The organism is Ktedonosporobacter rubrisoli (genome assembly GCF_004208415.1).
GTDB classification, from domain to species: Bacteria; Chloroflexota; Ktedonobacteria; order Ktedonobacterales; family Ktedonobacteraceae; genus Ktedonosporobacter; species Ktedonosporobacter rubrisoli.
Genome location: NZ_CP035758.1, coordinates 6,475,068 through 6,499,406, shown reverse-complemented (window position 1 = coordinate 6,499,406; position 24,339 = coordinate 6,475,068). Strand labels below are relative to the sequence as shown.

Annotated in this window: 21 protein-coding genes; 13 read left to right on the top strand and 8 right to left on the bottom strand. The window is 52.5% G+C overall.

Features of this window, described 5'->3' with window-relative positions; all coding sequences use genetic code 11:
- Positions 1-5: 5 nt before the first annotated feature.
- On the bottom strand, positions 6-974 hold the full coding sequence (locus EPA93_RS28250; RefSeq protein WP_129890725.1) for a class I SAM-dependent methyltransferase: 969 nt from the start codon (positions 972-974) through the stop codon (positions 6-8).
- A 740-nt stretch (positions 975-1,714) separates the two neighbouring features.
- Here EPA93_RS28250 and EPA93_RS28245 point away from each other — a divergent pair.
- The 4 genes from EPA93_RS28245 (at position 1,715) to EPA93_RS28230 (ending at position 7,057) form a co-directional block, all read left to right on the top strand.
- On the top strand, positions 1,715-2,257 hold the full coding sequence (locus tag EPA93_RS28245) for a helix-turn-helix domain-containing protein (protein ID WP_129890724.1): 543 nt from the start codon (positions 1,715-1,717) through the stop codon (positions 2,255-2,257).
- 360 nt (positions 2,258-2,617) lie between these two features.
- On the top strand, positions 2,618-4,813 hold the full coding sequence (locus EPA93_RS28240) for a serine/threonine-protein kinase (protein WP_129890723.1): 2,196 nt from the start codon (positions 2,618-2,620) through the stop codon (positions 4,811-4,813).
- Positions 4,814-4,874: 61 nt separating this feature from the next.
- Positions 4,875-6,104 (top strand): Gmad2 immunoglobulin-like domain-containing protein, encoded by a 1,230-nt coding sequence (locus EPA93_RS28235; RefSeq protein ID WP_165423445.1) that lies wholly within the window; start codon positions 4,875-4,877, stop codon positions 6,102-6,104.
- Positions 6,105-6,808: 704 nt separating this feature from the next.
- Positions 6,809-7,057 carry a hypothetical protein gene (locus tag EPA93_RS28230; RefSeq protein ID WP_129890721.1) on the top strand — a complete coding sequence of 83 codons (249 nt, stop codon included), beginning with the start codon at positions 6,809-6,811 and terminating at the stop codon, positions 7,055-7,057.
- Positions 7,058-7,269: 212 nt separating this feature from the next.
- Here EPA93_RS28230 and EPA93_RS28225 read toward each other — a convergent pair whose 3' ends face one another.
- From EPA93_RS28225 to EPA93_RS28215, 3 genes are all read right to left on the bottom strand, one after another.
- Positions 7,270-7,911 (bottom strand): PPOX class F420-dependent oxidoreductase, encoded by a 642-nt coding sequence (locus EPA93_RS28225; RefSeq protein WP_129890720.1) that lies wholly within the window; start codon positions 7,909-7,911, stop codon positions 7,270-7,272.
- Between the two features lie 87 nt (positions 7,912-7,998).
- Positions 7,999-8,628, bottom strand: coding sequence for a TetR/AcrR family transcriptional regulator (locus EPA93_RS28220; protein WP_129890719.1), 630 nt, complete (start codon positions 8,626-8,628; stop codon positions 7,999-8,001).
- Between the two features lie 196 nt (positions 8,629-8,824).
- Entirely contained in the window at positions 8,825-9,586 is a 762-nt protein-coding gene (locus tag EPA93_RS28215) for a hypothetical protein (protein ID WP_129890718.1), read from the bottom strand.
- Positions 9,587-9,765: 179 nt separating this feature from the next.
- On the opposite strand from EPA93_RS28215, the gene EPA93_RS28210 reads away from it, so the two are divergent.
- A complete protein-coding gene (locus EPA93_RS28210) occupies positions 9,766-10,044 on the top strand; it encodes an RNA recognition motif domain-containing protein (RefSeq protein ID WP_129890717.1) in 279 nt (92 codons plus the stop codon).
- 227 nt (positions 10,045-10,271) lie between these two features.
- Here the strand turns inward: EPA93_RS28210 and EPA93_RS28205 are convergent, their stop codons facing one another.
- Positions 10,272-11,753, bottom strand: coding sequence for an APC family permease (locus tag EPA93_RS28205; protein ID WP_129890716.1), 1,482 nt, complete (start codon positions 11,751-11,753; stop codon positions 10,272-10,274).
- A 134-nt stretch (positions 11,754-11,887) separates the two neighbouring features.
- Complete coding sequence (locus EPA93_RS28200; RefSeq protein WP_129890715.1) at positions 11,888-13,372, bottom strand: APC family permease; 1,485 nt, start codon at positions 13,370-13,372, stop codon at positions 11,888-11,890.
- Between the two features lie 549 nt (positions 13,373-13,921).
- Between EPA93_RS28200 and EPA93_RS28195 the strand changes: the two genes are divergently transcribed.
- Together EPA93_RS28195 and EPA93_RS28190 are read left to right on the top strand one after the other, a co-directional pair.
- Positions 13,922-14,254, top strand: coding sequence for a winged helix-turn-helix transcriptional regulator (locus EPA93_RS28195; protein ID WP_129890714.1), 333 nt, complete (start codon positions 13,922-13,924; stop codon positions 14,252-14,254).
- A gap of 99 nt (positions 14,255-14,353) precedes the next feature.
- Positions 14,354-14,920, top strand: a complete 567-nt coding sequence (locus tag EPA93_RS28190) for a GNAT family N-acetyltransferase (RefSeq protein WP_129890713.1) — start codon at positions 14,354-14,356, stop codon at positions 14,918-14,920.
- 57 nt (positions 14,921-14,977) lie between these two features.
- Here the strand turns inward: EPA93_RS28190 and EPA93_RS48600 are convergent, their stop codons facing one another.
- A complete protein-coding gene (locus EPA93_RS48600) occupies positions 14,978-15,148 on the bottom strand; it encodes a hypothetical protein (protein ID WP_165423444.1) in 171 nt (56 codons plus the stop codon).
- A 306-nt stretch (positions 15,149-15,454) separates the two neighbouring features.
- On the opposite strand from EPA93_RS48600, the gene EPA93_RS28185 reads away from it, so the two are divergent.
- The 5 genes from EPA93_RS28185 (at position 15,455) to EPA93_RS28165 (ending at position 21,890) form a co-directional block, all read left to right on the top strand.
- Positions 15,455-16,003 (top strand): RNA polymerase sigma factor, encoded by a 549-nt coding sequence (locus EPA93_RS28185; RefSeq protein ID WP_129890712.1) that lies wholly within the window; start codon positions 15,455-15,457, stop codon positions 16,001-16,003.
- 2 nt (positions 16,004-16,005) lie between these two features.
- Complete coding sequence (locus EPA93_RS28180; protein WP_129890711.1) at positions 16,006-17,199, top strand: hypothetical protein; 1,194 nt, start codon at positions 16,006-16,008, stop codon at positions 17,197-17,199.
- 307 nt (positions 17,200-17,506) lie between these two features.
- Positions 17,507-18,220, top strand: coding sequence for an alpha/beta fold hydrolase (locus tag EPA93_RS28175; RefSeq protein ID WP_129890710.1), 714 nt, complete (start codon positions 17,507-17,509; stop codon positions 18,218-18,220).
- Between the two features lie 216 nt (positions 18,221-18,436).
- Complete coding sequence (locus EPA93_RS28170) at positions 18,437-19,147, top strand: alpha/beta fold hydrolase (RefSeq protein WP_129890709.1); 711 nt, start codon at positions 18,437-18,439, stop codon at positions 19,145-19,147.
- A gap of 496 nt (positions 19,148-19,643) precedes the next feature.
- A complete protein-coding gene (locus EPA93_RS28165) occupies positions 19,644-21,890 on the top strand; it encodes an ATP-binding cassette domain-containing protein (protein ID WP_129890708.1) in 2,247 nt (748 codons plus the stop codon).
- 60 nt (positions 21,891-21,950) lie between these two features.
- On the opposite strand, the gene EPA93_RS28160 is transcribed toward EPA93_RS28165, so the two are convergent.
- Entirely contained in the window at positions 21,951-22,376 is a 426-nt protein-coding gene (locus tag EPA93_RS28160; protein WP_129890707.1) for a nuclear transport factor 2 family protein, read from the bottom strand.
- Between the two features lie 475 nt (positions 22,377-22,851).
- Between EPA93_RS28160 and EPA93_RS28155 the strand changes: the two genes are divergently transcribed.
- Positions 22,852-24,267 (top strand): DUF512 domain-containing protein, encoded by a 1,416-nt coding sequence (locus tag EPA93_RS28155; protein ID WP_129890706.1) that lies wholly within the window; start codon positions 22,852-22,854, stop codon positions 24,265-24,267.
- The last annotated feature ends 72 nt before the right edge of the window (positions 24,268-24,339 follow it).

Genomic DNA, 24,339 nt, shown 5'->3' with positions numbered 1-24,339 from the left:
GTTGGCTATGCTTGCTTCTGGGCCGCGACGACGCCAGCTATGGCGGCGGCCTTGAAGTCTAGCGGCGAGCAGACGAGCGCGCGAATATAGCAGACGGCGGCAAAGGTTAGGCTCTGGATGTCCCTTAGCGCTTCGTCGAAAAGCTTGTCGTATTCTTCGGGCTGGCAAATGCCGGTGTTGAGGACGAAGCTGCGCATCTGTAAGCCCAGATCGTGGATGTAGTAGAGGAAGCGCGGGCGCATGGTGGTGCCGGCGGATAGGTCGATGGGGTAGGCGATGTCGCGTACGACATGGCAGTGCAGGGCGCGTAGCCAACTGCTCATCAGGGGGGTGATGCCCAGGGCAACGCCTGGATTGAAGGCGCGCCTGCCATAGTGCAGGGATTTGCTGAGCAGGGCGCTGAAGCGTTCGCAGGCGGGGCTATTGGTGATGGGGATCTCGGCTTCGGTCCAGACGATATAGCCGCCAGGCTTGCAGAGCTCTACAAGGGTCTGGGTGAAGATAGGGAGCTGCGCCGGCATGAGCTCGCCGACGATGAATTGCAGGTGAACGAGGTCAAAGAGCCGCTGCTGATAGCCGGCATCCTTGACTTCGCTGATATCCTTAACAAGAAACTCAATGTTGGGCAGCCCTTCGTTAACGGCGATGGCGTTGGCCTGCTCGACGTATTGGGCATGCCGGTCGATGCCCAGTACCCACAGTTTTGGATAGTTGCGCGCAATGTTTAAGGCCCAACTGCCCTTGCCGCTGGCAACATCGAGCACACGATGAAAATCCTGGCAATCTACCAACAGATCGGGCAAAGTGTCGCTAAGCAACTCTCCGAGATGCTGAGTACGCTCAACTTCTCCCTTAGGTCCAACAGGGCTGAAGTTCGGGCTGAGGTTAGAGAGGCTGAAAGAAGTGGGGCTTGTTGAGAGGGGAATAAGACGGGGATACTTAGGCCTATGGGCGCTGCTATTAGAAGAAATCATAACCAAATCCTCCTCAAAACTACTTCGTCATCTAACAGGTGTGTTTTCCGTTGCCTGGAAAACGGCTAGTTTGCTCGCACTACGATGTTGGCTCTACGTGGGCTCTTGTCTCTGCTATGCCTTTCTAGTTCTAAAAAAATGGGATAGTTAAGGGCGCATTTGGTGGCGCAATTATAATGTATAGTGATCGATCCATGTGAGCGCTCCTGTTTCAATTTCCCGGGGAGCGATCAACGGATGGTTATAAAAATCTGGCTTTTTTTGCGGTCGTCGGCCAGATTTTTTTTTGTGCCTTTCTCTCCTCTTCTCTCCTTGTCTCGAATTTACGGGGCTACATGGCGAATTTACGGGGCTCGCGCCCCGTGCCCCAGGTTAAGGGCAGGATCCGCTAGGTCGCGGCGCCCCCTTAACAATCCCTTCTTTTAAACAACTGCAAAGCCCTGCTCATCTCTCCTATCTTGCCCATCTTTCCTATAAAAAGGGCCAGGCCGGGAAATAGATGCATCGATAGATGTTGCCCCCTCGATGCTCTATCCCCCGTCCGGCCCCCTCAGGTTGTCGAGGGCCAACAGAAAGAGATGGGTTTGACAACTGTACCTCGCTAACGAGGCTACCGATAAGTAGTATAGCATAGATTTTGATGGTTTTCAACTAAGCCATCAAAAAGTTGAACATTTTTTGTTGTACCGGCATCTAATTGATGGTTTACAGCTATGCGCACTCAATACTAGACTGATCTTATGGAGAGTGATAACGAATTTTTGCCTATTCCGGGCTATGTGTCGATAAAAGAAGCCGCAAAGATAGTAGGAATTTCACTCTCACGAATGTATGAACATGTGAGGAAGAGGCACATTCCTGCTAGAAAGGCAGGAAATACACGTATGATAGCCGAGGAGGATCTTGAGCGCTTCAGGCTCAATCCGCCAGGTCGTTTAAGGGTGAAGCCGCCTACTTGGCGAGCTTACAATGCGCGTAATAAAGTTTTTTCAACAGAAATAGATGTTAAGATCAAGCCGAGTCAGCAAAAACGGCTGATCGAGAAGCTTGAGGAGATACGCAAAGAGGAGAGCCACACTTTTATTGGTTCGATAGCTCGCTATATACTCAAGGATCTTGAAGAGTCCGACTGGATCAGCATTCGTCTAGTCTGGAAGGATACCGAGATGCCGGATGAAGATACGCAAGAAGAAGAAATGGCGGCATTCCGCGCCGAACTAGAAGATGTGCTGGATTGGCAGACAGCACGCTATCGCCACAAGGAAGGCATCATCTACACCTGATGTAATGTAGTGCAGTGGTACAGGGATGGAGCACCTGGCTGCGAAGCTTCGAGCAATGGGAGGAAATGGCTTCCAGTTTATTTAAAAGACGGGATTGTTAAGGGCCACGCCCTTAACCGGGGGCACGGGGCGCGAGCCCCGTAAATTCGAGCTCTGCAAAATCACGGCACACCGTCACAACAAAGAGGGCATTATTTACAACTTAGCTTGGGAGGATAGAAGGGCAAGAGAGAAAAGGCTGTAGTTGGTATTTCAGGTAGGTGATCTGTATAAAGCGTAACGCGGCTGCTCGTTGCAGGACAAGCAGTACTAAGCGAGCATGCGCGGTAAGGGATTGCTAACCAGGAGTGTGTTGTAACGATGCCCGACATATTGCCAGTTGGTCAGCAGATAAACAATTATCGCATTCTACGGTACCTGGGACGCGGCGGTTTTGCCAGCGTCTACCTCGCGCAACATATTCATCTAAAAACCTATGCCGCCATCAAGCTCCTCGAAGCAAAGCTTGACGAGGCCAATCTCAAAAAGTTTCGCCGCGAAGCGCGGATTGTCGCCAATCTGCGCCATCCCCATATTATCAGCGTGTACGATTTCGGCATTGACGAGCGCAGCGAACAGCCCTATCTGATTATGGACTATGCCCCAAACGGGAACCTGCGCCAGCGCCACCCAAAGGATAGCATTGTGCTGCCCGAGCTGATCCATCACTATATCAGCGAAGTGGCCCAGGCCCTCGATTTTGCCCACAAGAAGGGCATCGTGCACCGCGATATCAAACCCGAGAATCTGCTCGTGGGAGAACAGAGCCTGATCCTGCTCAGCGATTTTGGCATTGCCACGGTCATGCCTGGCTCAGAGGTGCATTCAGGCGTCTATGATACCCTTAGCTGGCAGCAGCAGGGACCGCCAAATGTGGCCGGCACGGCGGCCTATATGGCGCCCGAACAGTTGCGCGGCAAGCCCGTCACGGCCAGCGATCAATACTCGCTGGGCATCATGGTCTATGAATGGCTCTGTGGTGAACGTCCCTTTCATGGCGCCTTCGTCTCGCTCTACGCTCAGCACATCGGCGTGCGCCCGGCCTCGCCTGGCAACCTCAATCCAGCGATCCCGCCAGCCATTAGCCATGTCGTCCTGCGCACGCTAGAGAAAGAGCCCGACTTGCGCTATCCCTCGGTCCTGGATTTTGTGACGGCCTTTGCCGAAGCCATGCGCGAGCCGGCGCCCAGGCCGCCAATCGCCAGGCGCAGAAAGCCAGAGCCCATAGAGCAACTCCCCTTTCCCGCTCCCGCCGACCCGCAGCAGGGTATGCCGCTGGAACGCAGCTCGACCGCGATCATGCCCGAACCCGGGTTGGACAAGCAGCCTACTCTCGTACCTGTAGCAAAGTTGAAGAAGCAACCAGCACGCGTGCCGGAAACGCCGCATCCGGGCGAGTCAGTACCGCAAGGTGGTGAGCCCGCGCCCTTCAAGCGTCGCCTCTTCTTAGTCGGCATGGGCAGCCTTTTCCTCGTCGGCAGCGCAGGCCTGGCCTACGGCTGGCTCAATCAGCGGGCGCTAGTTGCACCCGTCACAGCCCAGCATGGTGCGACAGCTCCAGCTCATCACGCCTCACCCACCTCTACGCCGACTGCCAGGCCAACCGCAACTAACATACCGGCCCTGACAACACTGCAAGTGTACAGCGGTCATAAAGATATTGTTGATGCGGTAGCCTGGTCGCCTGATGGCAATTATATTGTCTCGGGTAGCCTTGATCGCACAGCCCAATTATGGAATGCCAATACTGGTCAGCAGCTCATTGTTTATAAGCAACATGCCGATACTGTTTCTAGTGTAGCCTGGGCGCCAGATGCTACGTATATTGCGTCTGCCAGCTACGATCAAACTGTCCAAATATGGAAGCCAACTAATGGAATAAATGTGTCTATATATCGTGACCTTAAACAAAACATCTCCTCTGTTTCCTGGTCTTCTTTAGGAACGCGTATAGTGACTGCTGCGTTGATTGGTAGCCAGATAGCAATCTTTGATCCTCAGACGGGCAAAAATGTAAGCAGCTATGATATCCACTCTAACTACATTTATGCAGTGGCCTGGTCGCCTGATGGCTTGCGCATCGCTTCCGCCAGTGGCGGAGGAACGGGAGCAACCGTACAGGTATGGGATGTCACCACAAACAGCCTTGTCTCCTCTTATCGCGGGCATGTGGGAGGCGTGTTTACAGTTTGTTGGTCGCCCGATGGACAATTTATTGCTACGGGCGGTTTTGATAAGACTGTACGTGTATGGAAGGTTGCTACGGGTGAGCTCGTCCTGAGCTATGACGAGCACAAGGATGCGGTAAATTCGGTAGTCTGGTCTCCTAAAGGCGACTATATTGCCTCAGCTGGAAATGATCGTGTGGTGCGTGTGTGGACCGCCTCGGGAGGAATTATTCAGCATGTTTATCGTGAGCATCTGGATAGCATCCGCTCTTTAACCTGGTCCCCTGATGGTACACGGGTTGCATCTGCCAGCGCAGATGAGACAGTTCGAGTATGGAAAGCTATATAGATTTGAAGAAGAAAACAATGCAAATACAAATTAAAAATGCTCTAAAATTATGGAGGACACCATGCAAATAAATCTAAAACGTCTTTACTCTGTCTTAATAAGCCTGCTCTCACTCGGCACGCTAGTTTTTATGTTGACCGCTTGCCGCAGTGGCCCGCAGCCGCAGAGCACAACATCTGCCACGCCGACCGCCGCCACGGGCGCACGGGCCACGGCCACCTCGACGAGCACTCTAAGCGGCTCCCTTGTCCCCATGGAAAGGGGAGTACCGGCGGGACCGCGTGGGGCTCAGCCTTGTCCGGCCTCAGTAAGCTCGCCTGCTCATTGGAATCCCATTATTCCTACTCAGCCGGATGTGAGTAGTGTTGATAAAGTGACCTGTGGCAATCTCCTGGGCAATGATACTTTGCAAGCGCTTGTCACCGTAATAGTGGGAGCAGATGCGAGCGGCATGGATCTCTATGTTTTTGATAAGATCACAAGTCCCAATCCGCAAAAGCTTTTTATGCTCCAGGGACTAGTGAAGGGCGATGCTAAGATTAGTGCCTATAACACCATCATCACTGCCGAAGTTGACCTCAATTCCGCGCAGAACAAGAATCGGCCCAAAGTAGAGCTGGGCCAGGATCTCTACCGCGAATTCCAGTGGAAAAACGACGCCGAAACCTTCGTCCCGATCAGCTTTCCCGGCATCTTCCCCGTGCTCACGCGCTGGCAAGCCGAGTTCTCTCAGCAGCAAGTTAGCCAGGGGCACCAGCCCTGGATGAATGATGCCGCTATGACCGGCAGCGCCTTCGCCGCCAACCTGCTCAAGTGGGCCCCCGACTCCCCGGCCAGCGTTGTCAGCGGAGGAGGCCAGAACGATACCCAGGCCGTTGTAGATGTCAAGAGCAAGAGCCCTGGCGCGAATACTATTCACCTCACCATGAACCGTCTGGAAAACAACGCCCAGAACATCTGGATCGTCGTTGCTGCTGCCTCGCCCAACATGTCCATCGACTTGCCCAAACCCCTTGACCGCCTGAGCAGTCCCGTCAATGTCAGCGGCAACGCCAGCGCCTTCGAAGGCGTCGTCGGCAAGGTCGTCGTCCTCGACCACTCCTATACCCAGGTTGGCCAGGCCGAGGCTAGCGGCGCCTCTGGCATGGGTAAGACTACCTTTAGCGCCAGCATCCCCTATAGCAAGACCTTCAAAGGAGGAGATGAGCCGGGCCTGGTCGCCCTCTATACCAATAGCCAGGCCGATGGTTCGATTAGCGGCGCAGTCTTTGTGCGCGAGCTGCTGAGCTAAGCTTTAACCTCTGATGCCTGGTAAAGCACAAGAAACGCGTAAGTGGGCGGGGTTTTTTCTCCGCCCACTTTTAGTGGAAACAACATGGGTGAGAAGAAAAGCTGTGCATATTGTCAAGTGCGCTGTCTCTTTGAAAGTGGCGGGTAGTTTGTCGTTTGCCTCTGATTACTCCTGGGTCTGCTCCTCTGGTGGTGCGATGTTTCTAGGCGTAGAGGATAGTTTTGTAAAGCGAGTATAGTAAAAACAAGACGTGTGGCATGCGGGTCAAATGATCCATCTTTTAGGAAGGATGAGGACTTTCGCGCTTTGTGCGCGAGCTGCTGAACTAAGCGGCGGCGTATTTCCCTTTCTCTTGTCCTTTGCCAGGTGGCAACGAGTATGAAATGGGAAAAATAGAGGCTATCTTACGCGAAAAACCTCTATAAATGGAGTAAACGTAATAATGAGATGTGGGGTGCGTTTTCATGCGAGCCTTGATCCTTATGCCAAAGGGCATGCGCCGCTCGTCTTCCTATGGCTGTGAAACCGTCTGTTAGATCCAGCGTGTCAATAGTGAGAGGAAGATCCCCTCTCAAGCACAAAGCAGGAAATCGTGTATAAGTGAGCGCTCGCAACTGTTCATTTGCCCACACTCATTTGAATAGCTTACCCCTGTTCTTGAGTAGAACAGGAGGTACTGAAACAATAGAAAGGAATAAAGAATTATGGAAATGAATTTGGGAGGAATCAGCGATATTATACGGCAAAAAGCAAACCAGGTTTTGCCTTCTAACATTCAGCAAGCCGTTGCTAACAATGATGTTGCTCAGAAGCTCATGCAAGCCCAGGAGAAAGCCCGGAACGGGCAATTAACAGTAGGAGAATCAGCGTCGGCTTACCAGAGCGCCCAAAAGCTGTTTACAGATACAGAGGGTTTCTGGAAAAATCTCTTACCGAAAAATCCTTTAGGTTAGAGCTGCGCGAAGAGCACAAGCGGGCAAGAGAGGCAGAGCGAGTCGATTTTACGAACCGCAAGCCGCCTTTAGCCCACTGAGACAAGCGTAGTTCCGCATCCACAATCCACTAACGGGGTGAGCGAGCCTGGTAAAAATTCTCGTCTCACCCCGCCTCTCCGCTCACTTCCCACCTTTATGGTGATAATTGCTGGCCTGCCTGGCGTGACGCCTTATTGCCCTATCCCTGACTCTTGCGGCTTACCGTCAAGGTTTGCCGTGATCGACAACACGCCTGAAGTTTGCCGTATGTCCTCGACAAGGTTAGCGCTAAGGGGTGAAGACGTTTTGAAGACAAGGGTCAGCGCTTCAGCTGTCTTGACCTCCTGTACGACAGAAATTCCGCCCTTTTGCTGCTCTGCGAGGCTGCCAAATGCCTGATAAACATTGAGCTCAGGCTGTGCCACAAGCACCTGCGTGTAGCCTCCCTGAACCACGGCAGCAACGCGCTGAACCTGTACATAGAGGATCACGCGCGGTTCGCCAGTATGGCGTAAAGGAGACCCATAGCGTTCCGCCAGCGTATCGAAAAATTGTCCCTGGAGATCATCTTCGATCCGTGTGACCACGCCACGAAATTCGGCATAGCTATAAGGATTATCAACGTCAGTGATAGAGACCGAGACGCGCGGATCTCGCTTGATATTCTGGTATTTCTTGCGATTGGGCATATGCGTAAATTTGAGATGCTCGCCATCCCACATAAACCACATCGGCGAGGACTGCGGCTCCCCATTGGGGCCAAGCGTAGCGAGATGCGCAAACCCTGTTGACTGCAATATCTTCTGTACTTCTTGATGATTCAGATCTGCCATAAAAAACCTCTCTTTACTCATTGCTTGCTGACGAAATCAAAACGTATCCGAACGTTCGGACATTTTGGTGTACAAAAAAAATGTGCCCTAAGCGGGAAGAACAACATCTTCGCTAAAGAGCACGCTCATACAAACCTCAATAAGCTGTTGCGCCCTGGCCTCCAGGCCAATTGCTCCGAAAGCTTCCTGGTCGATCACCGCCCGACCGATCAGGCTCCTGATCATACTCAGCAAAGCCGTATCGGCGATCGCGCGTACCGGATAGTCTTTGCGCAGCTCTTGCACAAGCTTGAGCAGGAGCTGATCTGAAGCCAGCGCGCCTGTCTGTGTGGAAAGGTCGGGCTTGCCCTGGATCAGCGTCTCCATCTGTGCGCGCACAAAACAAAAAGTATATTCCTGTCGATGGCTCAGGCTCCAGGCAACATAAGCCCTGCCCATGGCCGCAAACTGCGCCAGGGGCTCAGGCCGTGCTGTAGCATAGGCTTGCATAAGCACGCGGTCCTCTTCCTCCTGAATCTCCTGCAGGATTGCTGATGACACCTCTTCCTTGCTCTTGAAGTGAGTATACAGACTTGCCTTCGACTTGAAGCCAGCCGCCTGGCGAATGTCATCAATCGAAGTGCCATCGTAGCCGCGCTCACTAAAGAGCTGAAGGGCCGACCTCAAGATCAGCGCGCGACCGCTCGCACTATTTTTCTCGCCTTCAATCGGAGTCATAAGTCTCACTTTACTTTTGATTTGGGTGTCCGAACGTTCGGATATTTAAAGTATAGGCGTAGCGAATGGATATGTCAAGGGGAAAACAAATGTTTGAGCCAAAGCTGCGGAAGATCCTCCCTATCCGACAAGGCAGGCACCTGGTCCGCAGCCTCAAACCACGTGCTGAGCGCAGACCGGGTTCTGCCCTGAAACATCAAGGTGCAGGCTTCTCAACAAGATCGTACATCTCGTAAAAAAGCTGGATGGGAGCGGAGGTCACTAAGACAGGATAGGGAAAACAACCAGTAGCATCTTCAACCTGTTTGAGCAGACTCACCCGCTGTAAAAACAAGGACATGGTTTCCTCCTGAATTTTGTATCCTTTGCGCAAAAATTGCCCCCAGATAGCACGGCCAAAGAAAACGGGATGCTGCTGAGCCAATGCAGATGCTCCAAAGGCTGGAGGAAAAAGTCGTTTGTACGATTCCCAATTGTAGAGCCATGAGCACCCTCGTACATGGGTAGCATCGGGATGGTTTTGTTGAATGAAGCGAAACATCGCCTGTAATTCCGCAAGGCGCTCTCGTACTCGGTGACGTGAGAGCGGACTAAAGGGAGAGAGATCTTGATCTGAAAAATGGAGGTGAATCGCTCGCTGTTCTGCAAAGTATTCGAAGGCAAAACAGCCCCAATGCCCCTCATCAGTGAATTTGGGGATATCGGGGTACCGCTTGAGGTAGAAGCGATAGGTCCAATCCACAGGGTCGGATGCGTGGACGAGTCCTTCCGTGTAGGCTTGCCAGATGGGGTTGGTTGGGTCCAGGCTCCAGTCAAGTCCAAAAATCCGATACAAGGCAGTTGAGCGTACAAGCACCTGATCAAGCGGTTGCTGCGACAAAGTAGAAAGACGCTTCGCGAAATGATATTGAATCTCAAAGAATGGCTTGGGATAAGAGGGAGACAGCTCTGTTTCCAATGAATATCCTCCTCAGTGTGTGTCCAAACGCTCGGTCGCTGGTAGCGTATACCGAATGAGTGGAGCTGTCAAGGGAACAGGCTATGCCGCATGTGCCAGAAGCTTAGAGCGTGTGGAAGAAAGCTTTTGTCGCACTCAATATACTAGGAGTAGGAGAGTAAACGAACAAGGAGCAATTTATGAGCACAAAAGTATACGTGGGCAACCTGTCATGGGGCACCAATGAAGATATCCTCAGAGGCGCTTTTGAACCATATGGCACTGTCTTAGATGCCATAGTGTTGAAAGATAGAGACACAGGAAGAAGCAGAGGCTTTGGCTTTGTTACCCTTGCCAGCCCGGAAGAGGCCAATGCGGCCATTAATGGCTTAGATGGGCAAGAGCTGGATGGAAAAAGTATCAAAGTGAGCATCGCGAATGAGAGGCTCGATAGAGGGAATAGACCTGGCAGGTATTAGGAGCTGTGGATACTAGCCCAACAAGCAGATGCCCGGTCCGCAGCCTCAAAGCCCGCCCGAAGCGCAGGCCGGGTTTACATCCTTAAGCATTAGCGCCAGGCTTGCGCCATTAGCATTTATAAGTCATGCCTGATCATATTTGCCTGGTCGCTGCTGCTAATGGCGCGCTGGCCAATGACTAATCACACTGGTTCAGCGCGCCTGTCCAATGGTAAGGATGTTACTTATTACGCCTCAGCCACCGCCGGCTCGCCCTCTTCCACATCATCAGTGTGCAGCTTAGTAATCCTGCTCAGCGCCTCCGGCGAATTCTTGCTAAGCAAGAACACAATCACCAGACCGATCACAAACCAGAGCACGAAGATCGGGCCAGCCATATTCAACGGCGCCGGTGGCAGCGGGTTAAACTGGAAGACCAGCACGATAAGTAGCACAATGATCGGAATTACCGGCACGATAATGTGGCGCAGCACAGTGAACTCATCACGGCGCTCGCGCAAGTAGTAGATCGGCACAGCCGCGCAAGTTGCCAGATACACAAAAATGATCGGCAAGCCAACGATCGTTCCCAGCAGGGCAAAGCCAGTGTTTGGATCATAAAGGAAGCCGGGCAGCAGGGCAAAGACCACAGCGATAACCATCGTCAGAATAACCGCCACATCGGGCGTCTGATAGCGGTTAAGATGAGCTAGAGGAGCCGGCAAGGTCTTGGTGCGCCCCATCGCATAGAGCACGCGCGTCACCGCGTTGACCGCCGCGTTCGAATTGGCCAGCGCACTATTGAGAATGGCCAGCGGAATAATCAGCGAGACCGGACCCCACACGCGATTGGCTAGCGTCGTCCAGCCGTTCAGGTCGCCAGTATACTTAGCGATATTGTCAACGCCCCAGCCTACCACACCGGCATAAGAGCAGAAGACATAGAAGATACCGATCCCGGTCGCCGCCAGCACAATAGCGCGCGGCACCGTGCGGCGCGGATCTTGCGCTTCCTCAGCCAGCGGTGCTGACGACTCGAAGCCGGCAAAAGCAAGAACAACAAAGATCATACCGAATAAGACACCTTGCCAGCCACCCAGGCCGTGCTGCAAGCTAGAGGCCGGATTGAACGGAGCCAGCGAATTATGAGGGCCAGCCGCCACAATCAGCCAGATCGAGAGCACCACGAACACCACAATCTCGATAGCACCAAGGATCACCCCAACATCGGCTGAGACCTTAATGCCAAAGTAGGTAAGGCCGAAAATGATGATGGCGAAAATCACGGCCCAGATGGCCCAGCCAGCCGGACCAAACGAGAGATGAAGATACTGGTTGGCGAAACTATCAGCTACCGGACCCAGTACCAGCAATTGGAAGGGCACAATGAGCAAATAGGCAAAGTCAAAGAGCCAGCCAACCATCCAGCCGGCCTGGGGTCCCATGGTGTGCCCGATGTAAGTAAAGAAGCCACCCGCCGATGGCAGATGCTTGGCCAGCGCGCCAATGTTAAGCGCGATGAGGACCGCAATGATTAGCGTGATCACAGCAGCCAGAGGCAGAGCCGCGCCCGCGTAAGGAAGAGCCGCCCCCAGGCTGAAGGCAAGACCAGAAGCCGGCGCCATAGTGGTAATTGACTGGAACAACACACCTGGCAGACCGATCGTATTGGCCCGTAACTTCTCCTGCTCCGTCCCTGAAGCCTTGTCAGAAGACGATGTTGTTGACATGCATTACTCCTCAAATGAACATAAATTGGTCAAAGATGAATCCCTGAAGTGCAAATATTTTAAGAATATTCGCACTCTTCAATATATTAACTAACACTATATGCAAGTTTTTCCACAGTTGCACCTCGCGTTAGCTACGAACTTTCTTCTGTTACCTGATCTTGCCAGGCGGCTTCGCTTGTCGCGAACATACTGCCGATAGCCGCCGCGATCAGACAAATGACCGTCATGCCGCTTACCACAGCGCGCCAAGTATCATTGTCCATGCTTGGTATCCCCGAATAACTCAGGGTTAGCACAATGGCCGCCACACAGGACAGAGGAGCCACAATGATGCAGAGCCAGAGCACAGGCATGGGGAAGATAAGCTTTTCCAGGAAACCCTTGCGATCACGAATGTAGAGAACGAGCAAGTCAATAAACATAAAGGCCGTCGAGACAGCCCATACCAGCGTTAAAGAGGAGAGCGATACCGTAAAAATAGTCCCCGAGAGGGTCGCCGGATCGCCGAGAGGAATAACGTAAGGCAGCAGATAGAAAATGGAGGCCGCAACCATCACAACTATTGTCTGGAAGATGATAGCATTCTTTGGCACACGATGTCTATTCAGGCGGGCCAGACCGATCGGGAAGCGTCGATCAATACTCGTCGCCATCAGCAGGCGCCCAAAGGCAATATTCATCAGCGTCACAAATACAGGGAAGAAAGCGATGACGCAGATGGCAGCAATATCGCCCATAAAGCGACCAAATACCTGGTCCACAACCGTGATAATCGCAAAAGGACCATCGTTAGCATGCTTGGGTCCCAGCACTACTAACAGTGCCAGGGTTACCACAAGATACCCAATGATCACAATCGTGCCGCCCCAGCCCAGATGGCGCTTCACGATATCCCGGTTGGCCAGCTCGCCGCCAAGATTGAGCGAGACATCAGCTCCCAGATAAGCCAGAATTACGCTGCCCAGGAAAGGGAAGCCGCTGGCATCGATGCGCCAGTTGGAGGCTTGATTAAAGCTAGTAGCCGCCTGGTGTCCGCTCAGTAGCCACCAGAGTGCCGCCAGGCCCAGCAACACAACCACGCCCATCGTCAGCAGCGTAGTCACGTTGATCACATATTTGACGGTTTGCAGGCGTTGGAGCGAGAGCACAGCGGCAAAGGCAAAGATAATGATAAGAACTAGCCATTGCTGCCAGGGCGCCGTGAGCCAATGGGAATTGAGCCCCTGCAAGAAGCTCACGGCAATGCTGGCGCTGCCCAGCATGCCCAACAGGCCCGGCACCCAGAACGAGACAGTAGCAAATAAGCTCCAGAACCCCCCAAGCGCTTTGTGTGTCCAGTTATAGGTTGAGCCCTCATGGGGAAACATCGTTCCCAGCTGTGTGGCAGCAACCACGCATGGAATATAGAACACGAGCGCGCCTATAATCCAGTACAAGATTGAAGCGGCACCAGCTCCAATTGAGCTAACTGGATTATTGATGAAGAACATGATCATAACAAACAACATCGTCATGTCGAATGCTCCCAGAGCCGTGGGCATGGTCTGGGGCACATAGACTTCTGAGTACAGCCTGACCTCAGTTGATCTGGCCGGGGACTTTTTGGCAGTAATCATGAATTATCCCCCGTAACTTGATACAACAGACATAACCTGTTCGCATGATAGAAATCCCGGAAAGTTTTTTGGCACCTTTATGAAGGTATTTTATCTGAGCGTTAAAAGGATTATATCAGATTTTCTCAGCAACGAGAATACATAAAGAAAACAAGTTTTATCAGGCCTCAGCGCCCATCTCAGGCCGCTGCATAGGCTTACCTGAACAATTTGGATTTTTATAAGCAGGACCATTCGGCTATGCGCAGCGTCGCGTTTTTGCATAGAACGGGCTCGCTTTATGCAATGCTTTCTTGCCCTTTAAGCGCTTTTATCTTCCCTTTACTTCAAAGTAAGCTTGAGAAAAGCGGGGATGCAAGGGGTAGCGGCCCCTTGACTGGGGTCTGGGACTGAGCCCCAGCATCTTCCCATGCTGCCGTCCGCAGGCGGCGAAGAAGATCCCAATTTCCCCTCTCCTTTACTTCGATGTAAGGCTTAGTATAAAATGAGTACAAACTTTAAAGAAGTACGCGCTTTTTGAGAGGTACTATCAGAAAGGATAGTGTAAAAATGGGGATGGCTGACTATAAAGGCAAAGCTAAAAATATCAAGGAGACGCCCTTTGCTTATACATTGTCAGTTATTGGGGGCAAATGGAAAATGGCTATTATTTACCTCCTGGCCGAAAGCCAGCCGGTGCGTTTTAATGACCTGAAAAGACAACTGGGCGCGATTACTTATAAAACATTGAGCTCACAACTTAAAGAGTTGGAAGCCGATGGCATCGTCAAACGGAAAGAGTATCCCCAGATTCCTCCTAAAGTCGAGTACAGCCTCACAGAGAAGGCGGAGACGCTCTTGCCAGTTCTGGAAAAGTTGTGTGAATGGGGAAAACAAGCTTGAATGTTGGGATCTGATTATCCGTGCTCCATGTCGTCGCAGACCACTTTTCCCTTGTCCTCACCTGAAGGGATGCATCACAAAAAGAAAGCGATTTAACTAATGCCTGATGAGCAATTAGAACTTCCACTCCATATAACCCTGAAAAATGATCTTCCGCTCACCCTGCGGCTCGGGATGCCGGAGGATGCTGAACAACTGGTGGCTTACTTCGAGCAGGTAGCTGGCGAGACTGATTTTCTCGGCTTCGGCTCCAGTGACTTTGGTGTGAGTGTAGAAGAGGAGCGCGAGTTTCTGCGCCAATATGCTAAAGATCCCAACAGCTTATATCTCATAGCCGATGTCGCTGGCGAAATCGCCGGTGCCCTGTCCTTCACTCCCGGCAAGCGCCTGCGCTTCAAGCATGCAGGCGTGTTTGGCATCTCTATCTTGCGCAAATACTGGGGTAGCGGGCTGGGAAGCCGCCTGCTGGGTTATCTGATCGCCTGGGCCAGACAGAACGGGACGATTCGCAAGATCAATCTTGTCGTGCGGGCCGACAATCTAAGCGCCATCCGCCTCTATGAAAAGTATGGCTTTGTCAAGGAAGGCCATATTGCCCGCGAAATATACGTGCGCGGCGAATTCTTTGATTCGTATGCCATGGGTTTGAAAATCGATCCCCAATAAGATGTCTCCTTGATGTATTGACAATCCTGTAATGTGCATGGAAGCTGAGGGAGGAAATTATAACCAATGATCCATGCGCTTCATAGTGATAAACACGGCACTGAAGGAGCCGGCCAGCGTGGCCGGCTTAATTATGCCAAAGTGCATGATGTGACCAGATAGGCGTATTTTTCGCAGATCTGCAGATTGATGTATGGCTAACTGGATAAGCTGGCATCTTCGGTCCACAACTGACCTTCCTTGCAAATTCCTCAATTCAAAATGTCTTCGCCTTGCTTCACCGTGCCTGGCTATTGGTGCCTCGTTTTCGCCATTACGACGATAGACAAGATAGCAGTGGCACATCACAGATGCGTGTAGCGGGTTTCTAAAAGTTTGAGCGTTGAGAGGCGGTAAAATAAGCCTTGCCTTCTCCTGGAAAACTCACTAAATTTCCTGCTAGCCTGGATATGCAGTAGCATAATTCGATCTTTCTAGGCGCCGCTGTAGACACCTATGATCAGGCCTTTGATCAGTTGATGGAAGGAACGAAGTATGGGTATGCCGCCCCTGGAGAAAGGTGAAAGGCAAGACGAAGATACGATCATTACACTCTATGATCGTTATGCTTCCGCTATATTTACCTATGTGTCAAGGCGTTTGGCAAACCAGCAGGATGCCGAAGACATCCTTCTTGAAGTATTTATCGCTGCTCTGAAAACCAACGTGCTCGATGATCTATCTACTGTGCAGCAACTTGCCTGGCTGCGGCGGGTGGCGCATAACAAAATCGTTGATCGCTACCGAAGGCAGCAGGCCAGTACAGCTCTTCTGCCTCTGCAAGAGGCTTTGGAGGCAATCGATGAAGGACTCACACCAGAACGAGAGATCATACGGCAGGAAGACTATGCAAACCTTCATCGGGCTTTGGAAGCATTACCGTTGAAACAGCAACAGGTGATCCAATTGCGCTATAGCAATAATCTCCGCTTTAAAGAGATCGCAGCCCTGCTTCAGACGACCGAAGGGACCGTCCGTAAACTACTCTCTCGCACGTTGCGATCTTTACGTGCGGCTATGCTCAGTACACGAGAGGAGAGATAGACATGCAACCTTTTGATGAGAAAATTCCTGAAGAGGGACAACAGGAGAATGAGGCGCTTATCGCTTTTCTACGTCGGGCCTATCGCCGTACTGATGCTGATGGAGTAGAAGGGCGTGAGCAGGCCCTTTTACGTGTACGTGAGCGCTTGCTTTGTTACGAAGCAAGGGAGAGACCTCCTTTGTTGATATCTCCCCTCTCTCCAGTTGCCGGAGAGGTAGGCAATATGAGATCAGCGCGGAATAGATTCAGCTACTCACCCGGGCGCAATGGAAAGAACAGCCTTTGGGCTAGAGGGGCACGCGGGATTATAGCTGTTGCAGTTGTTCTTCTGCTTGTTAGCAGCACGCTTGTGCTGTTCCAGGCTCTCCGACAAAGTAAGAGCGGATCGGGGGGAACCAACTTGCCTGTGCTGGCTGAGTTTAAGGGTACCGGTAGCAAGACATTTTCGCATCTGAACCTGGCCGTGCCCCGGGGGAGGGGCGTGCATATCGATCTTTCCTGTGATGGCCCGGGTAAGAGTTCTGTAGCTTTGTATAATGCCTATCCTCTACTCGGTGACTCCGGGGATGATGATTGGCATCATCCCAAACTCTTTGAGTTTGGCTTCGGTTCGTGCTCGGATCTCAAGAGTGAGTTAAATGGAGTTGAGATGGGTGTTGGAGAGGGCACATATACTTTGACATACACCGTATATGAAGTGCAGATAAAAATCGATCCTGCCACTTCCTGGAAATTAAAGATTGTGTCCTACCCAGTTTCTCCACCACCTGACTTGCACCTGCCCGTGTTAGCGCTCCCAGGAGGTCAGGTCTCGCTTGGTGAGTTTGCTGGCACTGGAGGAAAGATTCTGGTCCCATCCGCTTATTCGCTTCCACCTGATTTTCACCCTGATCGGCCGTGGCAGTTACATCTTATCTGTCGCGGGCAGGGCAATGTGTATGTGACGCTTGATATGCATGCATACCAGCTTTCTGAAAAATATAAGAATCGTATTCCTGCCCTTGTGACGTATACAGTTCCATGTGGAGCAGCTACGCCGGCGAGCGTATCACAATTGTTTCCAGCATTAAATAACGCTTCAAGGACAGTGGTAATTGATATAACTGAAGATAAGAACGTGAATTGGCACTGGGTCCTGGGAATGTGCATGGATGGTAGTACACCAGGATGCCAGTCGCCGCTTGAGAAGCCGTAATAAATAAAAAAGCTCTCGGGTAAATACTTGAAGGGACCCGCCAATGTCAATGAGATAACTCAGCGGTATTCCTTCACAAACATAGTGTTTGTCGATCCACATTAGCGGCTTCTTGCTACACTTATCCTATAATTTTGCGCCTTATGCACAGCTATAAGGCGCCTTTCATCCCCCCGAAATGAGCCTACCTATCTCATTCGAAGCTTGTGTGCTTTCGAATGTCTATGCTACACTCTAGCCATCAAAGCTCGCTTATTACGAGCTTAGAGCTTGAGAAATACAAAAAGAGCTCCAGAAAGGAATCTAGATGAGCACTTACGTACTCATTCACGGAGCATGGCATGGAATGTGGTGCTGGGACAAGGTAATTTCTTTGCTTCGTCAGGCCGGCCATCAGGTCATCACTTTTGACCTACCAGGGCACGGACAGGACAAAACCCCACTTTCAGAGGTCACTCTGGATTTATATATCCAGCGTGCCAGGCAAGTGCTGGCCGCGCAATCACAACCGGTTATCCTGCTTGGCCATAGCATGGGTGGCATCGTTGTCTCAGAAATGGCCGAAAGGTTTCCAATCCAAATCCGCAAAATGATCTACTTGACAGCGTTTCTCCTGCGCGACGGAGAATACCTGTTGCAATATGCTCAAAATGATGCTGGTTCCCTTGCTACGGCGAATCTCACGCCGGATGAGAAGGGAATCTCGCTGAGTCTTCCCAAGGAGAAGCTGCGGGACATCTTTTACGCCGATTGCTCTGAGGAGGATACCGAGCGTGCGGGGAACCTCATACGTCCCCAGGCTATTCAGCCCCTTAAGGCACCCATTCATGTGACGGCTGAGAATTTCGGGCGCATCCCCAGAATCTATATTGAGTGCCTGCAGGATCGCACGATTTCTATTGCCTGTCAGCGTCAGATGTATGCTACCTTGCCCTGCCAGAAGGTGTATACCCTGGATGCCGGTCATTCGCCGTTTTTCTCAATGCCGGAGGGACTCGCCAAACTGCAGCTTTGGGCATAAATGCACTCTCTTACCCCGCGCTTGAGCGCCGTAGTCGTTTGCCAGAAGGTGAGATTGGGCGTACTCAATCCCGCCGCTCGCACACTTGGGGAAAAGGCGCCTACCCGGCCTGATCGGGTGGGCGCCGCGGCAAGCCAAAACTTTTCTTTGGCTGCCGCGCTTACTAACAAGTTATAAAAGTTTCAAGGAGCTGAGCGCTCCAGAAAGGAATCTATAATGAGCACCTATGTACTCGTTCACGGAGCATGGCATGGAATGTGGTGTTGGGACAAGGTTGCCCCTTTGCTTCGCCAGGCTGGCCACCGCGTTATCACCTTTGATCTGCCAGGGCATGGCCAGGACAAGACACCAGTCTCGGAGGTCACCCTAGATCTCTATGCCCGCCGCGTTGGAGACGTGCTAGCTGAACAGTCGGAACCAGTGATTCTGGTCGGGCATAGTATGGGAGGAGTGGCTGTCTCGGAAGCGGCTGAAAGATATCCCGAAAAAGTTCAGAAATTGATCTATCTGTGCGCATTTCTCCTGCGCGACGGAGAATACCTGTTGCAATATGGTCAAAAGGATGCTGGTTCCCTCGCCACGGCGAATCTCACGCCGGATGAGGCCGGAATCTCGCTGAGCCTTCCCAAGGAGAAGCTACGAGAGATCTTCTACGCCGATTGCTCTGAGGAGGATATCGAGCGTGCGGTGAATCTTGTACGTCCCCAGGCTATCCAGCCCCTTAATGCAATCATTCATGAGACGGCTGAGAATTTCGGGTGCATCCCTAGAATCTATATTGAGTGCCTGCAGGATCGTACGATTTCCATTGAGTGCCAGCGCCAAATGTATGCTGCCTCGCCCTGCCAGAAGGTTTACACGCTGAATTCCAGCCATGCTCCTTTCTTCTCAATGCCGGAGGAGCTTACCAGGCTGCTGCTGGCGTAAACGTTCTCTCTTCCCGCGCTTGAGCGTAGAAATCGCCTGCTGAGAGATGGGATTTCGTGTGCCAAATCCCATCTCTCGTGCGCTTGGGGAAAAGGCGTCTACCTGGCCTGGTCCTGGGAAGGCGCTATGGCAAGCCAAAACTTTTCTTTATACTGTCAGGATCAAAGGCACGTTCCAAGTATTGCCCCCGCTTATTATGAGCCAAAACCGCCTGCGCCAAAGCAATGGTCCCTGAATGCTTACTAAGCTTCAGGCAAAACCCTCAAGTGCTAGAAGAAGCATTTTGCCCTCTTTTCGCGGCAACAATTCAGACAATCGAGCTCAAATATGGCCAGGCAGAGCAATTTTTTCGCTGCCCAACCTTAAACTCTTGCTTTTGTGTTGTACATTAGGTGTGCTGTCTAAAGCAAGGGATTGGCCAGTCTCGTTTAGTCAATGCACCCTATATTAAAGAGTAGCGACCATGAAGCAATTGATGAAGGAGAGAAACCCTGCTATGCATGAATTTATAGAGGTTAGAGGAGCACGTGAGAACAACCTGAAGTCTGTATCACTGAACATACCTAAGCATAAACTTACAGTCTTTACCGGCGTTTCTGGTTCCGGCAAATCTTCGCTGGTCTTTGATACGATTGCCGCCGAATCTCAGCGGCTGCTCAACGAGACCTATACAGTGTTCATTCAGAACTTTATGCCCCATTTTGCCCAGCCTGACGCCGAGGAACTGCGCAATCTCTCGGTGGCCATCGTCATCGATCAAAAGCGCCTTGGAGGCAATTCGCGTTCCACGGTAGGCACGATAACCGACACCTATGCAGTGCTGCGCCGGCTCTATGCGCGCCTGGGTCAGCCCTCCATTGGAGGGGCGCAGATGTTCTCCTTCAACGATCCGCAGGGGATGTGTCAACAGTGCCAGGGATTGGGGCAAGCCGCGACGCTTGACCTCACAGTGCTCCTTGATCGCGATAAATCCCTCAAGGAGGGCGCCATCCAGTTTCCTACCTTCGTCGTCGGCTCCTGGTTCTGGAATATCTATGCTTTTTCCGGCTTCTTCGATCCTGCCAAGAAGCTGCGCGACTATACTTCTGAGGAGTGGGATAAGCTTGTCAATGGAGTCGAAAGCAGAGTGAAGCTGGGGACGGTGAATGCTAACTACGAAGGGCTGATTCCCAAGTTCAAGCGGCTCTATCTTACAAAGAATTTCGAGCAGATGGCCCCACATATGCGGGCGGCGCTGGAAAAGATCGTGGCCTTTGCTCCCTGCTCCCTCTGCCACGGCACACGGCTCAACCAGGCCGCGCTAAGCTGTCGGATCAAGGGCAAGAATATTGCCGAGTGCGCGGCGCTGGAGGTCAGCGAACTTGTGCAGTTTGTGCGCGCCATCGATGAGCCCACACTGGCTCCGCTGCTGGCGACGCTGAGCGCGCGGCTTGACGATCTGATAGCCATTGGCCTGGGCTATCTCAGCCTTGATCGGGAAACCTCCACGCTATCAGGTGGCGAATCACAGCGCGTGAAGATGGTGCGCCACCTGGGCTCCAGCCTGACTGATCTAACCTACATCTTCGACGAGCCGAGCGCGGGACTGCATCCTCATGATATCCAGCGGCTTAATACCCTGATGCGCCAGCTGCGCGATAAGGGCAATACAGTCCTGATTGTTGAGCACAATCCGCTGATCATCTCTATCGCCGATCATATTGTGGATATGGGACCCGGTGCGGGCCGCGCCGGCGGCCAGATCGTCTATGAGGGAGATCCGGCCGGCTTACGCAAGGCGAATACGCTCACCGGTCGCCATCTGCACAACTATCAGCCGGCCAGGACCAACCCCAGAACTGCAACTGGTAAGCTCACCATCGAGCATGCCACGCTACACAATCTGCACGATGTGAGTATCAGCTTGCCCAAAGGCGTGCTGAGCGTGGTAACCGGAGTTGCAGGCTCAGGCAAGAGCTCGCTGCTGCAAGAAGTTCTGCCCCGACGCTATCCCCAGATCGTCTCTATCGATCAGAGTCCGATTCGCGGCTCCCGACGCTCAAACCTGGCGACCTATACAGGAATGCTTGATGTGATTCGCAAGCGCTTCGCCACAGAGAACAAGGTGAGCGCCTCGCTCTTCAGCGCCAATTCGAAGGGAGCCTGCCCCGAATGCCAGGGCCTGGGCCTGATCTATACAGACCTGGCCTTTATGGACCCGATGATCAGCACCTGCGAGTCTTGCGGTGGCAAGCGCTTCACAAGCGAAGTGCTCGCCTATAAGCTGCAGGGCCGCTCAATTAGCGATGTCCTGGAGATGTCGGTGATTGAGGCCAGGGAATTTTTTAGCACCAACGCGGCCCTGACCAGGATTTTGACGGCGCTCGAAGATGTTGGCCTTGGCTATATCACGCTCTGGCAGCCGTTGAGCACTCTTTCCGGCGGCGAACGGCAGCGCCTCAAGCTTGCCATCGAGCTTGGCAATACTCCGCAGATCTATGTCTTTGATGAGCCAACGGCGGGCCTGCATATGCATGATGTTGACAATCTCATTGCCCTGCTCGATCGCCTTGTGGACAGTGGCAGTACGGTGATCGTAATCGAGCACAATCTCGCCGTCATATCGCGCGCCGATTGGCTTATCGAGATGGGGCCGGGAGCTGGACGCGATGGTGGCAAGATCATTTTTGAGGGGACCGTCACGCAGCTGCTCAAAGATCCCCACACGCTGACCGGGCGCTATCTACGCCAGTACTGCGCCTGATCTCATCTTGACCTGGGTAGCTCTCAGAGCAAGAGAGCTACCTGTCCCCTCCTTCTGCTCTCAGCCTCTCTTCCCATTGGCCTGCTCGCTTGAAAGGGTCAGGTCTGCCGGCCAGGAAGCAGGGAGTGTTGGAGGTGGACCAAAGAAGCCGGTAATACGGGTCAGGCGGCCATCGGGGCCTACTTCGCCAAAGTCTATGCCATCCGAGACCCGTCGCCCTTCGGAGTCCACCAATGCCCAGGTAAAGCGAATTCGGCTATGATGCTCATCAGCTCCACTTGTACAAAGGATACGGTACCCGTTAGACTGCTTGAGGAAACCTGCAATGTGGTGAAGCAGTGCCTCGCGCCCCACGGCTTCTCCTGTGGGGTCGCTGTAGATGCCCTCGTCGGCCCAACAGGTTTTTAACAAGGCGCGTCGCACCCCCTCGTCGGTCTCGGCCCAGGCCGAGACGTAGGTTATCACTATCTCTTCAAGTGTAGCCATTCATACCTCCATTGCTGTGCAATTTATCTACTATTCTCTACTTCTTTGCTTGTTCGTGCCTTCAGTCAGAATCCTCAGTTTGGCCTCGAACAGCGCACAGGCCTCCTTAGACGTAATACTATAATAACTCACCTGTTGCAGGCCTACTAGGAAATTCTTGCTGTTCCAGATAATTTGCTGCAGCATGGGCCAGGGCTATTTACTTTTCGCAGGAGTGCAGAGGACGGCAAGTCCTCTGCCGGGGCATGGGGTGCGCCGCGACCTAGCGGATTGTCCCCATACTCTCCTCTCATAGGGTGGGTGGGGCAAAAAAAGGAAATTTAAAAAGCCCTGAGCATGGGCCACTCTATTTGACGATTCCCTCCAGAGAGGTTATAATTCTTCGGATATATAGAATTACGTAAACTACAGGCAGGAACAGAGCAGTCTAACTACAGACATCGCATATCCCCTTGCTATATATCGAGGAAAAATTATGCCAAAATTATACGGATGGGTGCGTGAAGTGGTGCCCGAGAGCCCGGCCGACCGTGCAGGCTTGCAGCCGGGCGATCTTATTCGCACAATCAATGGGCACTTGATACGCGACCTTATCGATTATAAATTCTACGTCGCGGATGAAGAGCTGTTAGTCGGCTTTGATCGTCAGCAGGAGCAGCGCGAGGTACGGATTAACAAAACTATTGACGAGAATCTAGGCGTCTTGTTTGGCGAAGAGCCGGCGCCTTTTATTCGCCAATGCGCCAATAAATGTGTTTTTTGCTTTATTAAGGGACTGCCAGAGCGTTTCGCCGCACAGCCAGGCCTTGAGCATGGCATGCGCGCCTCGCTGTACATTAAAGACGACGACTATCGCTACTCGTTCCTGTTTGGAAACTTTATCACGCTTACCAACCTGAAAGAACTTGACTGGCAACGCCTCGATGAGCAAAAACTGAGCCCGCTCTATGTCTCGGTGCATACCACCGATCCCGAACTGAGGCGCAAGATGGTCGATGGGCCGCGCGCCGGCGATATTATCGGGCATATCAAGCGGCTTGGCGATATGCACATCAGCTGCCATACTCAACTTGTGCTCTGCCCGACAATCAATGACGGCGAGCAGCTTGCGCGCAGTATTCGGGAGCTTACCGAGCTGCGTCCCATCGTTGAATCTATCTCAGTCGTACCCGTGGGCCTGACCAAATACAACAATATGATCAAGACCGGCGACCTTCCTCCCCTGCGCCACTTTACGCGCGAGGAGGCGAATGCAGTTATTGAGCAGGTCGAGGTCTATCAGCGCCAGTTTGAGGCCGCAGATCCCGAGGGCAATCCTTTTGTCTATCTTTCGGATGAGTGGTATTTTCTCACCCAGCGCGAGTTTCCGCCGGCCCGTCACTATGGAACCTATGCTCAGATCGAGAATGGCGTTGGCATGACGCGTTTCCTGATCGACCAATGGGAGCGCGCAAGACGTCGCTTGCCGACGAGCTTGCCCGAGCCGCAACGCGTTACCCTGGTGACAAGTAAGATGGCTCTCCCGGTTATCGAGGAGTTGGCCGAGGATATTCGCCGCATCGAACAGGTCGAGGTGCAGGTCTTGCCGGTCATCAATCGCTTCTTTGGGGCTGAAGTCACAGTGGCCGGTTTGCTCTGCGGGCAGGATGTATTGGCTACCCTGCAAGAGAACAATCCCGGCGATCTTGTGATATTGCCGCGCGTCATGCTTGATAACGACGGCGTGCGTTTCCTTGATGATATGACCGTGGAGGAGTTCAAGGCCCAGATCCCGGCGCGCGTAGAATTTGTGCGCAACGCCCCGGAAGCTATCGACGCGATTCGCTCCCTGGCCGGGATTACTCCCGTGGGAGCCGGGCGCAAGCTGATCCGGCTGCAATCGCGCCTATAATAACTCTCTGCTCCCAAGTTTACCTAATGCGGTCCTGGGATTTATAAATACAATAAGGGCGACCACACAGGT

Excerpts from the sequence above, each read along its gene's own strand:
- EPA93_RS28175 (WP_129890710.1), top strand. The coding sequence starts at position 17,507 with ATGAGCACTTACGTACTCATTCACGGAGCATGGCATGGAATGTGGTGC.
- EPA93_RS28170 (WP_129890709.1), top strand. The coding sequence starts at position 18,437 with ATGAGCACCTATGTACTCGTTCACGGAGCATGGCATGGAATGTGGTGT.
- EPA93_RS28240 (WP_129890723.1), top strand. The coding sequence starts at position 2,618 with ATGCCCGACATATTGCCAGTTGGTCAGCAGATAAACAATTATCGCATT.
- EPA93_RS28195 (WP_129890714.1), top strand. The coding sequence starts at position 13,922 with ATGGGGATGGCTGACTATAAAGGCAAAGCTAAAAATATCAAGGAGACG.
- EPA93_RS28165 (WP_129890708.1), top strand. The coding sequence starts at position 19,644 with ATGCATGAATTTATAGAGGTTAGAGGAGCACGTGAGAACAACCTGAAG.
- EPA93_RS28220 (WP_129890719.1), bottom strand. The coding sequence starts at position 8,628 with ATGACTCCGATTGAAGGCGAGAAAAATAGTGCGAGCGGTCGCGCGCTG.
- EPA93_RS28200 (WP_129890715.1), bottom strand. The coding sequence starts at position 13,372 with ATGATTACTGCCAAAAAGTCCCCGGCCAGATCAACTGAGGTCAGGCTG.
- EPA93_RS28250 (WP_129890725.1), bottom strand. The coding sequence starts at position 974 with ATGATTTCTTCTAATAGCAGCGCCCATAGGCCTAAGTATCCCCGTCTT.
- EPA93_RS28230 (WP_129890721.1), top strand. The coding sequence starts at position 6,809 with ATGGAAATGAATTTGGGAGGAATCAGCGATATTATACGGCAAAAAGCA.
- EPA93_RS28205 (WP_129890716.1), bottom strand. The coding sequence starts at position 11,753 with ATGTCAACAACATCGTCTTCTGACAAGGCTTCAGGGACGGAGCAGGAG.
- EPA93_RS28180 (WP_129890711.1), top strand. The coding sequence starts at position 16,006 with ATGCAACCTTTTGATGAGAAAATTCCTGAAGAGGGACAACAGGAGAAT.
- EPA93_RS28185 (WP_129890712.1), top strand. The coding sequence starts at position 15,455 with ATGGGTATGCCGCCCCTGGAGAAAGGTGAAAGGCAAGACGAAGATACG.
- EPA93_RS28245 (WP_129890724.1), top strand. The coding sequence starts at position 1,715 with ATGGAGAGTGATAACGAATTTTTGCCTATTCCGGGCTATGTGTCGATA.
- EPA93_RS28235 (WP_165423445.1), top strand. The coding sequence starts at position 4,875 with ATGCAAATAAATCTAAAACGTCTTTACTCTGTCTTAATAAGCCTGCTC.
- EPA93_RS28160 (WP_129890707.1), bottom strand. The coding sequence starts at position 22,376 with ATGGCTACACTTGAAGAGATAGTGATAACCTACGTCTCGGCCTGGGCC.
- EPA93_RS28225 (WP_129890720.1), bottom strand. The coding sequence starts at position 7,911 with ATGGCAGATCTGAATCATCAAGAAGTACAGAAGATATTGCAGTCAACA.
- EPA93_RS28210 (WP_129890717.1), top strand. The coding sequence starts at position 9,766 with ATGAGCACAAAAGTATACGTGGGCAACCTGTCATGGGGCACCAATGAA.
- EPA93_RS28190 (WP_129890713.1), top strand. The coding sequence starts at position 14,354 with ATGCCTGATGAGCAATTAGAACTTCCACTCCATATAACCCTGAAAAAT.
- EPA93_RS28155 (WP_129890706.1), top strand. The coding sequence starts at position 22,852 with ATGCCAAAATTATACGGATGGGTGCGTGAAGTGGTGCCCGAGAGCCCG.